Source organism: Streptomyces sp. NBC_01788, from assembly GCF_035917575.1.
Lineage (GTDB): Bacteria > Actinomycetota > Actinomycetes > Streptomycetales > Streptomycetaceae > Streptomyces.
On sequence record NZ_CP109090.1, the window covers coordinates 8018359 to 8031936 of the forward strand.

The 13578-nt window shown below is 70.7% G+C and carries 11 protein-coding genes and 2 pseudogenes; 3 read left to right on the plus strand and 10 right to left on the minus strand.

The features are described 5' to 3' along the window. Positions 1-24: 24 nt before the first annotated feature. A complete protein-coding gene (locus OIE49_RS35720; RefSeq protein WP_326805929.1) occupies positions 25-999 on the minus strand; it encodes a quinone oxidoreductase family protein in 975 nt (324 codons plus the stop codon). A gap of 139 nt (positions 1000-1138) precedes the next feature. Between OIE49_RS35720 and OIE49_RS35725 the strand changes: the two genes are divergently transcribed. After that, a complete protein-coding gene (locus tag OIE49_RS35725) occupies positions 1139-2023 on the plus strand; it encodes a LysR family transcriptional regulator (RefSeq protein WP_326805930.1) in 885 nt (294 codons plus the stop codon). 165 nt (positions 2024-2188) lie between these two features. Here OIE49_RS35725 and OIE49_RS35730 read toward each other — a convergent pair whose 3' ends face one another. From OIE49_RS35730 to OIE49_RS35760, 7 genes are all read right to left on the minus strand, one after another. Further along, entirely contained in the window at positions 2189-3043 is an 855-nt protein-coding gene (locus tag OIE49_RS35730) for an amidohydrolase family protein (RefSeq protein WP_326805931.1), read from the minus strand. Continuing rightward, positions 3040-3354, minus strand: a complete 315-nt coding sequence (locus OIE49_RS35735) for an L-rhamnose mutarotase (RefSeq protein WP_326805932.1) — start codon at positions 3352-3354, stop codon at positions 3040-3042. The genes OIE49_RS35730 and OIE49_RS35735 overlap by 4 nt, the downstream gene beginning before the upstream one ends. Before the next feature lie 162 nt (positions 3355-3516). Continuing rightward, positions 3517-4272: an SDR family NAD(P)-dependent oxidoreductase gene (locus OIE49_RS35740; RefSeq protein WP_326805933.1), complete on the minus strand. Its 756-nt coding sequence runs from the start codon at positions 4270-4272 to the stop codon at positions 3517-3519. Beyond that, entirely contained in the window at positions 4269-5609 is a 1341-nt protein-coding gene (locus tag OIE49_RS35745; RefSeq protein ID WP_326805934.1) for an L-fuconate dehydratase, read from the minus strand. The genes OIE49_RS35740 and OIE49_RS35745 overlap by 4 nt, the downstream gene beginning before the upstream one ends. A gap of 37 nt (positions 5610-5646) precedes the next feature. Further along, positions 5647-6675, minus strand: coding sequence for an ABC transporter permease (locus OIE49_RS35750; protein WP_326805935.1), 1029 nt, complete (start codon positions 6673-6675; stop codon positions 5647-5649). Beyond that, on the minus strand, positions 6668-8179 hold the full coding sequence (locus OIE49_RS35755; RefSeq protein ID WP_326805936.1) for a sugar ABC transporter ATP-binding protein: 1512 nt from the start codon (positions 8177-8179) through the stop codon (positions 6668-6670). The genes OIE49_RS35750 and OIE49_RS35755 overlap by 8 nt, the downstream gene beginning before the upstream one ends. Next, positions 8176-9276, minus strand: coding sequence for a sugar ABC transporter substrate-binding protein (locus OIE49_RS35760; protein WP_326805937.1), 1101 nt, complete (start codon positions 9274-9276; stop codon positions 8176-8178). The genes OIE49_RS35755 and OIE49_RS35760 overlap by 4 nt, the downstream gene beginning before the upstream one ends. Before the next feature lie 161 nt (positions 9277-9437). On the opposite strand from OIE49_RS35760, the gene OIE49_RS35765 reads away from it, so the two are divergent. Continuing rightward, positions 9438-10175 (plus strand): FadR/GntR family transcriptional regulator, encoded by a 738-nt coding sequence (locus OIE49_RS35765; protein WP_326805938.1) that lies wholly within the window; start codon positions 9438-9440, stop codon positions 10173-10175. A 207-nt stretch (positions 10176-10382) separates the two neighbouring features. On the opposite strand, the gene OIE49_RS35770 is transcribed toward OIE49_RS35765, so the two are convergent. Together OIE49_RS35770 and OIE49_RS35775 are read right to left on the minus strand one after the other, a co-directional pair. Further along, the gene (locus OIE49_RS35770) at positions 10383-12605 is read right to left on the minus strand and encodes an ArnT family glycosyltransferase (RefSeq protein ID WP_326805939.1); all 2223 of its coding nucleotides are present in this window, start codon (positions 12603-12605) and stop codon (positions 10383-10385) included. A gap of 233 nt (positions 12606-12838) precedes the next feature. Next, positions 12839-13201, minus strand: a pseudogene (locus tag OIE49_RS35775) (transposase); the annotation flags it as partial. A gap of 141 nt (positions 13202-13342) precedes the next feature. Between OIE49_RS35775 and OIE49_RS35780 the strand changes: the two are divergent. After that, positions 13343-13568 (plus strand): annotated as a pseudogene (locus tag OIE49_RS35780) (phosphatidylglycerol lysyltransferase domain-containing protein); the annotation flags it as partial. Between the last annotated feature and the right edge of the window lie 10 nt (positions 13569-13578).

Below are 13578 nucleotides of genomic sequence, written 5' to 3' on the forward strand. Positions count from 1 at the left end.
CCTGAGGTGTGCGGGAGCTGGGGGTCAGGGGCAGATGACGACGCGGCCTCGTATCCGGTTCTCCACCGCGAGGTAGGCGTCCTGGCCGTTCTCCAGGCCGTAGCGGTTGGCGATGGGCAGGGGACGGAACTCTCCGGAGTCGAAGAACGGGGCGAGTCGTTGGAGCCTCGCGCCCGACTCGACGACGTCGTAGTGCCCGCTGTTGCACCCGAAGACCCGGATCTCGTCGCGGTACAGCTCGACCAGATCGATCTCCACGGTTCGCGTGCCCACGGCGCTGATCACCACGAGTCGGCCTCGGCGGGCCAGCGAGGCCAGTGCCGCCGGCGTGGTGACGCCACCGACGGCGTCGTACACCACATCGGCACCCCTGCCCGCGGTGAGCCGCTTGATCTCCGAGGCGGTGTCCCGCGCACTGCCGTCGAGCGCGACGAACTCCTTGATGATCGATGCGGCAGGGGTACCGTCCGCGGGGTGGACCCGGTCCACGCCGATCACCCGGGCTCCAAGGGCGTGGGCGATCTGGGCGACGGCGCCGCCGACTCCGCCGGAGACGCCGAAGACGGCGATGATCTCGTCCTTGGCCAGTTGGGCGGCCTCGACGGCGCCGAGCCAGCCGGTGACGAAGTTGACCCCCACGGCCGAAGCCTCCTCGAAGCTCAGCCGCTCGGGCTTGCGGGCCAGCGCCGCCGCCGGAACAGTGAGCATCTGCGCATGTGAGCCGTCGCGGGTGAACCCGACATCGCCTCCGGTGCCCCAGACCTCGACGCCGACCCAATCGTGCGGCCCGTCGACGACAACGCCGGCGAAGTCGCGCCCGGGGATACGAGGAAGAGTCGTTCCCTCCATCTGACCTGCGACGTTCTTCAGGTCCGACGGGTTCACCGAGGCAGCCTTGACGGCTACGACGGCCTCGCCGTCACCCGCCACGGGGTCGGGCACCTCGGCCAGGCCCAGGACGTGGGGATCGCCGAAGCGGTCGAAACGCAGAGCACGCATGACGGCACCTTTCTGAGCTGGGACGGGTCATCCGCCCGCCGTATGACAGCCCCCACACCACCGAGCATCACGCAGACCCCTCATCGCGTCCAACGACAGATTTTGATCAGCTCTATCTCCATCGGAGATAATGCGCGGTATGGAGCTCCGGCAGTTGGAGTACTTCGTCGCGGTCGCCGAGGAGATGAACTTCTCCCGGGGAGCGCGACGGCAGAACGTCGTCCAGTCAGCGGTTTCCACCGCTGTCGGCAAGCTGGAACGCGAACTCGGTACGCCGCTCTTCGACCGGTCGAAGCTGCGCATCGAGCTCACGCCCGCCGGACGGGCCTTCCTGGCCGAGGCCAGGTCCACCCTGCACGCCGCCCAGCGGGCGAAGGATGCGGTGACCGGCTTCCACGGGCGGCTCAGCGGCACCGTCGATCTGGGAACGCTCATGTCATCCGGCCCGGTTGACGTCCCCGCCGCGCTCGGCCGGTTCCACGCGGCATATCCGCTGGTGTCGGTGCGGCTGCGGCAGAGCCCCGCGGGATCGGCCGGGCATGTCGCGGCGATTGCCGAGGGCTCCCTCGACCTGGCCCTGGTCTCCCTGAGCGGCAAGCCCGCGATGGTCTCGCTACGACCACTCGTCGAAGAACCGATGGTCTTCCTGTGCCGCCCGGATCATGCCCTGGCCCGCCGCAGGCAGATCCGGATCACCGACCTCGCGGATGAGACGTTCGTGCACTTCGTCACCGGCTGGGGCGTCCGCCGCCAGGTGGACCAGGTGTTCCGAGACGCCGGCGTGGAACCCGCCGCACCCTACGAGGTCTCGGACTACGCCACCGCCGCCGGGCTTGTCCGCCACCGGCTCGGCACCACGCTCGTCCCCAGATCGGCGGCCACCCCCTACGCCGAACTGCGTGCGCTCCCCCTCGTCCCGACCGTGACATGGCGTCTGTCCCTGGCCGTCCCTGACGGACGGAAACTGTCCCCCGCCGCTGCGGCTCTGGCCGACGCACTGGGCCGTCAAGCGGGCGGGGCCTGAGCCCATCGAGCCGATGTGACACGGGCCCGGCCATCGCGGCCGCCACCCCGGAGACCTGACGAACCTCCCGCCGCAGCGCCGGAAGACTCCACGGGACGTCGCCGAACCGTGGGTCCCGAGCCGGTGCCCAGGCTGATCGGGGCCTCCCGTCCCGGACCCCGCCGACTACGAGCTCGACTGAGCCAGCCCGTAGACGCGCACGGCCGTCCCCTCGAACACCGCGGTGCGTTCGTGCTCGGTGAGCGCGGAGGTCAGGTCCCGGGCCGTGGTCAGGACCTCCTCGTATGGGGCCGCGAGGGTGCACACGGGCCAGTCCGAGCCGTACATCAGACGGTCCGGGCCGAAAGCCTCCAGCGCCACCTCCGCATAGGGGCGCAGGTCGGCCGGCATCCAGGCGGTGAGGTCGGCCTCCGTGACCATGCCCGACAGCTTGCAGACGGTGTTGGGTCTGCCGGCGAGCGCACGTACGGCGCTCGCCCAGGGCTCCAGCTCTCCGGAGACGATGGGCGGCTTGCCCAGGTGGTCGAGGACGAAGGTGAGTTCCGGGAGGATCGCGGCCGCCTCCGCGCAGGCCGCCAGCTGGTGGGGCAGGACGACCAGGTCGTAGGCGAGGCCCGCGTCGGCCACGGCGGCCAGGCCCCGCCGTACGTCGGCCCGCAGCAGCCATCCCGGGTCGGGCTCGCCCTGCACCTGGTGGCGGATTCCCTTCAGGAAGCGGCCGCCTGGGAGTGCTCGCAGGCGGGCGAGTTCGTCGGGGACGTCGGGGCGAGTGAGGTCGGTCCAGCCGACGACACCCGCGATCAGATCGTGCCCGGCGGCCAGAGCGAGCAGTTCGGGGGTCTCCTCCGGCAGAGTGACCGTCTGGACGAGGACCGTGCGGGCCACTCCGGCCGCCTCGGCACGGGGTTTCAGGTCCTCCACGGTGAAGTTCCTTCTGAGCGGCCGGAGTCGGGGTCCCACGATCCAATCCTGGTCGCGGATCGACAGGTCCCAGACGTGATGGTGGGCGTCCACGGTCACGGCAGCTCCCACACGACGGGCAGCCCCGCGTCGGCGCCCCCGCGGGAGTGGTCGTGCACGACGTCGAGCAGCTCGGTCATGCGTGCCTGCCAGGCGACGTTGACCGGCAGCCGCTCCAGTTGGGCCAGGAAGCGGGGGTAGTCCTCGCACTCCAATAGGTGGAAGAGGTCGGTGCCGCTGCGCCAGATCGTCCAGGAGGTGGCCCCGGCGGCGCGGATGGCGGCGGTCAGCTCGGCCGGGACCTCCCGGTGCGCGGCCTCGTAGTCGGTGATCCGGTCGGGCCGGACCTTGGTGTGCAGGGCGACTCTCATGACGTCTCCTCGGTGGGCGGCAGCCTCGTCTCGCGTACTTCCCCCCAGAAGGCGGAGGGGACGTGGATTGCGAACTGCTCTGCGTAGTGGCGGACTTCGGCAGCCGAGCCGGCACCGATCAGAAGGCTGGGCCGGCCTCGACGCCGCTGCGGCCCAGGGCCGTCACCGGCCCGCCGGGCGCAGCCGCAGGCCCTGCATGCCGCCGTCGACGGCGAGTGCGGTACCGGTCGTGGCGCCGGACAGGGGACCGGCCAAATAAGCGATGGCGCCCGCGACTTCGGCGGCGGTGACGAGCCGGCCGGTGGGCTGGCGGGCCTGAAGTGCGGCGCGCTCGGCGGCCGGGTCGGGAGCGGCGTCCAGTAGGCGGCCGACCCACGGTGTGTCCACCGTGCCGGGGTTGACGCAGTTCACGCGGATGCCCTCGCGGACGTGGTCGGCGGCCATGGCCAGGGTCAGCGAGTACACGGCGCCCTTGGTGGCGCTGTACAGGGCACGCTGCGGCAGTCCCGCGGTGGCCGCGATGGAGCAGGCGTTGACGATCGCCGCGTGCGAGGAGCCGCGCAGATGCGGCAGGGCGGCGCGGGCGGTGCGGACCATGCCGAGGACGTTGACGTCGAAGACGCGGCGCCACTCCTCGTCGTCGTTGTCCTCGACGGTGCCCTGGGCGCCGATGCCGGCGTTGTTCACCAGGACGTCGAGTCCCCCAAGGGCTTCGGCGGCCTGCTCGACGGCCCCGCGCACCGAGGTGTCGTCGGTGACGTCGGCCCGGAAGGCGAGCAGCGGCTTCGCCACGGACGACGGGTCCAGGTCCAGGACGGCGACCTGCGCGCCCCGCTCGGCGAGGAGTTCGGCACTCGCCCTGCCGATACCGGAGGCGCCTCCCGTCACCAGCGCCCTGAGTCCCTGGAAGTCGCTCATGCCGGATGTCCCTTCTGCAGGTCGGGGTCGGTGGCCCAGAAGGTGCCGCCGGGGAACGTGTAGCGCGCGATGGACTCCGGTCGCATGGCGGCCGAGAAGCCCGGAGCGGTGGGGGCCGTGTAGTGACCGTCCTGGATCACCACCGGGTTCAGGAAGTGCTCGTGGAGGTGGTCGACGTACTCGATCACCCGATCCTCGGTGGTGCCGGAGACCGCGACGTAGTCGAACATCGACAGATGCTGCACCAGTTCGCACAGGCCGACCCCGCCCGCGTGCGGGCAGACGGGAACTCCGTACTTGGCGGCCAGCAGCAGGATCGCGAGGTTCTCGTTGACGCCGGCGACGCGGGCCGCGTCGATCTGGAGCACGTCGAGGGCGCCTGCCTGGAGCATCTGCTTGAAGACGATGCGGTTGTGAACGTGCTCGCCGGTGGCGACCTTCACCGGGGCCACGGCCTTGCGGACCGCCGCGTGGGCGAGGATGTCGTCGGGACTGGTGGGCTCCTCGATCCAGTACGGGGCGAACGCGGCGAGCGCCCGGGTCCAGCGGATCGCCTCGGCCACGCCCCAGCGCTGGTTGGCGTCGATGGCGATGCGGACGTCCGGCCCGACGACCGTCCGGGCCACCCGGCAGCGGCGCACGTCGTCGTCAAGGTCCGCACCGACCTTCAGCTTGATCTGGGTGAATCCGTCGGCAACGGCCTGGGCGGCGAGCCGGCTGAGCTTGTCGTCGTCGTAGCCGAGCCAGCCCGCCGAGGTCGTGTAGGCGGGGTAGCCACGCTGGAGCAGGCGCGTCGTGCGCTCCTTCGCGCCCTCCCGGCCACGGCGCAGGATCTGGAGCGCCTCCTCGGGGGTGAGCGCGTCGGTGATGTAGCGGAAGTCGATCTGGCTCACCAGCCACTCGGGGTCGGCCTCGGCGAGCAGCTGCCACAGGGGCTGCCGCGCGCGCTTGGCGGTGAGGTCCCACACGGCGTTGACGACCGCGCCGATCGCCATGTGCATCACGCCCTTCTCCGGTCCCAGCCAGCGCAGTTGACTGTCGCCGATCAGGTCCCGGAACAGCGAGCCGGGGTCGCCGCACACGTCGTCGACCAGGCGTCCGACCACGTGGTGGCGCAGCGCGTGGATCGCGGCGACCTGGACGTCGTTGCCCCGCCCGATGGTGAAGGTGAAGCCGTGTCCCTCCGCCCCGCCGTCCTCGTCCGTGCGCAGCACGACATAGGCCGCCGAGTAGTCGGGGTCCGGGTTCATGGCGTCGGAGCCGTCGAGCTCGCGCGAGGTGGGGAAGCGGATGTCGTGGGTGTCGACCGCGATGATGCGGGCGGGCGTCGCAGACACGGATGGCCTTTCGGTCGGGGACGGGGGAACCCGCGGGTCAGTCCTGGGCGCGGCCCGTCGTCACACGGGCGATCATGAGCGCGACCAGGATGATTCCGCCGTAGATGGCCTGGATCCAGAACGACGGCACCTGGGCGAGGGTGAGCAGGTTCTGCACGACGCCGAGCAGGAGTACCCCGGTCAGGGCGCCGAACATGGTGCCCTTGCCGCCGTCCAGGCTGATGCCGCCGATCACCGCTGCCGCGAACACTGTGAAGATCATGTTCTGGCCCTGGTTGGCGCTGATCGCGCCGACGTAGCCGGTCTGCATGATCCCGCCGGCCGAGGCCAGGACGCCGGCGACGACGAACACGCCGAGCATGACCCGCTCGACGCGGATGCCGGCCGCGCGGGCCGCCTCCGCGTTGCCGCCGATGGCGTACAGGGCGCGTCCGACGCGGTGGTACTTCAGCAACAGCCCGGCGACCGCGAAGGCGACGGCGGCCAGCCACACCGACAGAGGGACGGCCAGGAAGGTGGTGGTGGCCAGGGAGTAGAAGCTGTCGGGCATGCCGAACAGCGTCTTGCCCTTGGTGACACCGACCAGCAGACCGCGCAGCACGATCAGCATCGCCAGGGTCACGATGAAGGCGTTGAGCTTGAACCTGACGACGAGGACACCGTTGAAGAGGCCGACGACCGCGCCCACCACCAGGATCGCGAGCAGGGCGAGCGGCGCCGGGAACGTCACGTCCCATGCGGACTGGTCCGAGGGGAGCACGAGGAGGGCGCCCACGGCCGGCGCGATGCCGACGACCGACTCCAGGGACAGGTCGAACTTGCCGGTGATCAGCACCAGCGACTCGGCGAGCACCACCATGGCGAGGGCGGCGGAGGCGCCGAGGATCGAGATCAGGTTGCGCTCGGTGAGGAACGAGTCGTTGACGACCGTGCCGAGCACCATCAGCAGCAACAGCGCGGGCAACAGGGCGAGTTCGCGGGCCCGGCGCAGCAGGACCGTCCTGGCCGATCCCGCGGCGGTGGCGCGTGGCGGCGCGAGCGGCGCGGCCGCCCTGGTGTCAGCCATGGTCCACTCCTTCGATGGAGGCGATCAGCTCGTGGTCGCGCCAGCCCGCCGGGTGCTCGGCGACGACGCGGCCGTGGAAGAGGACGAGGACGCGGTCGCAGCGGCGCAGGTCGTCGAGTTCGTCGGACACGACGAGCACGGCGGTGCCGTCCTCACGGGCGTTGTCCATCCGTGCCAGCAGGGACTCCTTGGACTTCACGTCGACGCCCGCGGTGGGGTTGATGAGCACCAGCAGGCGCGGGTCGGAGGCCAGTGCGCGGGCCATGACGACCTTCTGCGCGTTGCCGCCGGACAGGTCCGCCACCGGCTGGTCGGGGCCCTCGGTGTGGATCCCGAGGCGCTCGATCAGCCCGCCGGCGACACCGCGTCTGGTGTCGGTGGAGACGAAGCCGAAGCGGCCGAGCCGGTCCAGCACGCTCATGGTGGCGTTGTCGCCGACCGTCATGCCGGCGACCAGACCCTGTTCGTGCCGGTCGCGGGGCACACAGCCGACACCCGCCCTGAGCGCGGCACGCACATCGCCGAACGGCAGCTTCCTGCCGTCGAGTTCGGCGGTCCCGCCGGTCGGGGTGTGCAGTCCGGCGAAGGTCTCGGCCAGCTCGATCTTGCCGCTGCCGCTGGAGCCGGCGAGTCCGACGACCTCGCCACCGCGTACGGTGATGTCCACGTGCGCGTAGGCCTCGGAGGTGAGCCCGCGCGCGTCGAGCACCACGGGGGTGCCGACGGCGTCCGCGTCGTGTGCGTGCCCGCGCTCGTGCTCCGGGACCGACTCTCCCGCCATCGCCTCCACCAGGGCCGCGCGCGACAGGTCGGCGACCGGCGCCGTCGTGATCCATCGGGCGTCGCGCAGCACGGTGACGGTCTGGCAGACCTCGTACACCTCCTGGAGATGGTGTGAGATGAACAGGAAGGTGACGCCGGAGTCCTGAAGGGCGCGCATCCGCGTGAACAGTCGCTCGATCTCGCGGTTGTCGAGCTGGGCGGTCGGCTCGTCGAGGACGATGAACCGCGCGCCGAAGCTCAGCGCCCGAACGATCTCGACCATCTGCCGTTCCTCGACCTTGAGTTCGCGGGTACGGGCCTCCGGGTCGACCCGCACGTCCCAGGTGTCGAGGAGGTCGGCGGCCTGCTGTCTCAGCCGGCGCCAGCTGATGAGGCGGGCGCGGCCGGTGGGCTGTCGGTTGATGAACAGGTTCTCGGCGACGGTCAGTTCGGGGACGACCGTCGGCTTCTGGTACACACAGGCGACCTTGCGGCGCCAGGCATCGCGGTCGGTGAGCGCGGGCGCGGACTCCCCGTCGAAGCGGACCTCGCCCTCGTCGGGGGCCTGGAGACCAGTGAGCACGGCGACGAGGGTGGACTTGCCGGCGCCGTTGCGGCCGACGAGGGCGTGGGACTCGCCGGGCAGGACGGTGAGCCGGCCGTCGGCGAGGGCGACGGTGGGTCCGTAGCGCTTGACGATGCCCCGCGCCTGAACCAGCGGCGTGGTGTCGGAGCCGCTCATCGGACCGTGTTGCCCCAGAGTTCGGGGTCGTCGACGTTGTCCTTGGTGACCAGTGGGGCGGGCAGCTGGTCCTCCAGGATGCCGCTGGGCAGCGTGACGATCGTGGAGCCGTGGTCGGTGGGCCCCGGCTTGAACGTCCTGCCCTGCATCGCCGCCTTGATGTAGTACATGCCGTACTTGGCGTAGGCGTCGGCGGGCTGCGAGACGGTGGCGTCGATCTCACCCTTGCGGATGGCCTCGTACTCCTGCGGAATGCCGTCGTTGGAGACGACAACGATGTGCCCGGCCGTGCCCGCCGTCTTCAGCATCTTCTTGGACTTCAGGGTCTGCAGGGTGGGCGCGAGGTAGACGCCGCCCGCCTGCATGTAGATGCCCTTGATGTCGGGGTTGGCGTTCAGGAGCGTGTCGAGCTTGGAGGCGGCGGTGTCGGACTCCCACTTGGCGGGGATCTCCAGCATCTTCAACTTGGGGAAGTTCTTCCGCACGCAGGAACGGAACGCCTCCGAGCGGTCGCGGCCGTTGACCGAGGCCAGGTCACCCATGATCTGCACGACCTTGCCCGAGCCGATGTGCGCGCCCAGGTACTGGCAGGCCTTCTCGCCGTAGGCGACGTTGTCCGCCCGCACGACCATGGCGACCTTGCCCTTGTCGGGTGCCACGTCGACGGCGACCACGGGGACGCCCTTGCGCTCGGCCTGGTCGAGTCCGGCCTGGATGGCGGCGCTGTCCAGCGGGGCGACGACGAGGCCCTTCACGCCCTGGTTGAGCTCGTTGTTGATGTCGGTGATCTGCTGCGAGGGGTCGCTGTTGGAGTTGACCGTCTTCAGTGCGTCGACACTCCGGGACGTGGCCATCTTCGGCACGTAGTCGTTGTACGACTGCCAGAACGGCGAGGTGAGCAGGGGCAAAATCACCCCGACCTTGCCGTTGCCGTCGCCTTTGGCGCCCGTCGCGCCGCTGTCCTTGGTGCTGCCGCATGCCGTGAGCGCCAGGGTGCCGCAGGCGGCCGCGGCTGTCGCGCGCACCGCCCACGAGGAGAATCGCCTGTCCTGCCGCCGCCTGTCTTGCCGTCCGTTCCGCGCTGTGTTGCCGGCCATTCGTCGGCTCCTCATCGAGCGAAATCGAGCAGTTGACGCATACTTATCAGACCACTTGGCGCCCACAACACCCTCCGGAGCTGATATTTGCTACCTGTCAGCGACAGTGGTCGGACCATATCGATGACTAAACTGCGGCGCACGGCGACAGGAGGAGTGGCGTGGACGAAACCGCTGCGGGGGAGACGGAACCGGAGAGCACCGCGGCCGCTCCGCAGAAAGGCACGGTGACGCAGCGCGCCATCGAGCAGATCAAGTCGATGATCGCCGAGGGACTGCTGGAGCCAGGGCAACGCCTGCCCACCGAGCGGGACCTCGCGGCGCAGCTGGGCATCTCCCGCAGTTCGATGCGTGAGGCGATCCGCGCGCTGACCGTGCTCGGCGTGCTGGACGCCCGGCACGGCTCGGGCATCTACGTCACTCGGCTGGAGGCCGGTGACCTGCTGGAGACGTTCGGCGTGGTCGCAGACCTCTCCCGCGGCCCGCGCCTGGTGGAGCTGCTCGAGGTGCGCCGCATCCTGGAGTCGACGGCGACCGCGCTGGCGGCGGCCCGGATCACCCCGGACCAGCTTGCCGAGGTGGAGAAACACCTGACGGCGATGAACACCACCGACGATCCGGAGGAGATCCTCGCCCACGACCTCGCCTTCCACCAGGAGATCGCGGTGGCCGCGGGCAACGAGACGATGGCCGCGATCCTGGACGGCCTGTCCTCGCGCACCTTCCGCGCCCGCGTCTGGCGCGGCTACCAGGAGGAGGGGGCCTTCGCCCGGACCCGCCGCGAACACGCCGCGATCCACCGGGCACTGACCGCCCGGGACCCGGAGGCCGCACGGGCAGCCGCGGCCGCGCACGTCGGCGAGGTGGAGGAGTGGCTGCGGGCGCAACTGGACCGGTAGCGGACCCGGAATTCGCTTCCAAGGTGCACATCGGTGATCCGGCGCCGTTCAGCGGGCCCCGGCTGCCCGCCGCGCACCTGGCCCACAGGCCGCCCGCCACCGGCGGGGTGGGGGAGCAGGAGTACCCGCGAGCCACGGTGGTGCTTCACCGAACCTCATGAACACGGAGGGCCTCCGGGGCGGGTGGTCGCGGCGGCCGGGGGCGCTTCACGCGGCGCCGGAGGTGCATCGGTACAGCGCCTCGCCCGTTGCGCCGGACGGTTCCGTGGCGCCGGCGGATTCCGTTCCGCCGTAAGCGGAGGCCGGTACGGGGGTGCAGGCGGACCGGACCCAGGCGGTGATCTGCGTGGCACCGGTGCGGGTGCCGGTGCCGGTGCGGTTGCCGGACAGGGCGCCCGTGTCCCGACCGCCGCCGCCGCTCAGCAGCATGTACCGGAGCTTGCCGGAGGCGACCAGGTGCCGGAACTGTGCCTCGGTCGGGAACGGCACATCGCCGCTGTAGCCGCCCAACGGCAGGACATGGGCACCGGTGGAGAGGATGTAAGGAGAGGCGCGCTTCCAGCCGGTCGTGGCGAAGACGTAGGTGGCCGAGCCCTGGTGCGAGGTGGCGTACCGGAGCAACTTCCGCTGGGTCACGGTGAGTCGGCTGTCGTCCCGGAGGACGTTGAAGCTACCCGCGCCACCCGGCGCGCCGGGCGCACCCTGGGTCTCCCCACTGCTGCCTGCACTGGTCCGGGGGCGCTGCCCCGTCCGGCCGCCCGCCGACGTCACCGAGCGGTGGCCGCGGTGCTTGCCGGACGGGCCGACCGCGCCCCTGCCAGAACTGGCGTACGCGGGGTTGAAGACCTGCACCGCCCACGCACTCGGCGCGAACAGCAGCGCGGTCAGGGACGCGGCCAGCCCGGCGAGGGCGAGCCTGCCGCCGGAGGCGCCACGGCCCCGACGGCCCAGCACCAGCAGGACGACGGCCCCCAGGCCGAGCAGCCCCACGACGGGCGCCAGCCAGGGCAGGAACGACGGGAACTCGTCGGCGAGATACGCGCTCCACGCCGCCGTGGCCGCCACCGCGCCCGGCAGCGCCCACGCGCGGGGGCCGCCCGCACGGTATGCACGCCACATCAGTGCGACGCCGCCGCCGGTGAGCGCGGCGAGCGGTACGGCGATGACGCCCATGTAGTACGTGTGGCCACCGACGCTGCCCGCGCTGAACACCAGGAAGTACGTGGCCAGCCAGGTACCCCACAGGAGGAATCCGGCACGGATCCGGTCGGTGCGTGGCCGGCCCCGGCGCCACAGCACACCGCAGGCGATGGCGACGGCGGCGATCGGGTAGAGCCAGCCCGTCTGCGAGGCGAGCGAGGTGGCGAACATCTTCGACCAGCCGTCCTGGTCGCCGCCCCTGCCGCCGGACCCGGCCTGGCGGGCCTCGCTCGTCGGGGCTGCCGGCACATGGGTGACCGAACCCGCGCTCTGGCCGCCCTGCGAAGCACCGTTCGTACCGGTTTCACGGTCGGCGATGCTGCCGTGGCCGCCTCCGCCGTTCCGTGTCGCGCTCACGCTGCCCGTGGAGGCCGCGCTGACACCGAGCGAGGAGAAGCGGTTGAGGAAGTTGTAGCCGACGACCATGCTGAAGGCGGAGTTGTCGGTGGTGCCGTCGACATAGGGCCGGTCCTTGGCCGGAGTGAGGGTGACGGCGATCATCCAGGACATCGAGACCGCGGCCATCACCAGGGCGGACAGGCCCAGATGCGCCAGCCGCCTGCGCAGCGCGATCGGTGCCGACAGCAGGTAGACGAGGGCGAGTGCGGGAAGCACCGCCCACGCCTCCAGCATCTTGGCCTGGAAGCCGAGACCGACCCACACCCCGGCGAACAGCAGCGGGCGCAGCCGGCCGTCCCGGGCGGCCCGCTGGGCCGCCTCGGCCGCCAGCAGCACGCACAGGGTGAAGGCGGGGTCCTCGACGGCAGTCCGGAAGAGCCCCACGACCACCGGGGTCAGCAGGAACGCCGTGGCGGCGATGAGGGCTGCCTCGACTCCGGCCCAGCGTCGCACCAACCGATACAGGACCAGCAGGCTCGCCACGCCCTCGATGACCTGAGGAAGAACCAGTGCCCAGGGGTGGAATCCGAAGATGCGGACGGAGAGCGCCTGTGGCCAGAGGAATCCAGGCAGCTTGTCGAGCGTAATGGAATTTCCAGGGTCGAAAGACCCGTAGAAGAAGGCCTTCCAGCTCTCCGACATGCTGCGGACGGCGTTGGCGTAGAACGTGTGGTACTGGCTGTGGTTGATCCCCCAGGCGTAAAGCACGGCGGCCAGCACGGTGATGACCAGCAACGCGGGGCGCGCATACGCCGGCTGGCCCGCCGGCGCTCTCCAGCGCGCTCGGCGGTCGGCCCCTGCGGCGGTCGGGTCGAGAACTGTCGTAGCCATGCACAGCAGTCTTCGGTACCGCGCGAGCCCACTACGCCACAGAAACTCGCTTCAAGGCAATTCTCATTCTCCCGAGGGCAATCCTTCAACCGCGGCGGGTAGGACGTGGCTTCGTTGGTTTCCAGGATTCCGGCTTCGACTTCTGAGGGCTGAGAACCGCTAACGGAATGCCCTACGCGGTCTTGAGGGATACGCCGGGGGTCGTGAACGAGCCCGGTTGCTAGGGTCCGTCTTCAAACGGATCTTGCCCAGAGCAGGAATGAGGCGAGAGAGACCACCGCCCGGGGCGGCACCCGAACATCCTCACAGTCGTAACGGGTTGCGATGCCGCGGAAGCTCTTGAGCCGGTTGAAGCAGCGTTCGACGGTGTTGCGCCGGCGGTAGATCTCCCGGTCGAACCGCGGCGGGCGGCCGCCGTCACGGCCCCGGTTACGACGGTGGCGTTGCTGGTCCCGCTTCTCGGGAATGGTGTGGCTGATGCCGCGCTTGCGGAGGTAGGCGCGGAAGTCGCGGGAGGCGTAGGCCTTGTCTGCGACCACGTGGTCCGGTCGGCAGCGTGGTCGGCCCCGACCGATGCGGGGCACTCGGATCCGTTCGGTCTGCAACAGCAACAGCGTCAACGGTGCCCAGGTGACCGTCAACGGCCGCTGGCACACGGGCGACGGCTCCGACACCCTCCACTGCCCCACCGGCTACAGCGCCGCCTACACCAAGGCCAACAGCGACAACTGACCCCGGGCTCGCCTCTGAGTGCCGGACCCTTCCTGCGGCTGTGGCGCTCGGTGCTGACCTTCTTCTCCCGGTGGTGACATCCCGCGCAGCGGCATCCCCACCGCCCGCGCCGAGGGTTTCCTGACCGTGCCGAGCCTGCCGCCCCTCCTCGGGCGACGGCGCACCCGGGCCGCGCGTGGGCGAGCCGGTATACGACCAAAGGCGGTGAACGCCCACGGCGAGGGCCGGTGAATGGGGCAGG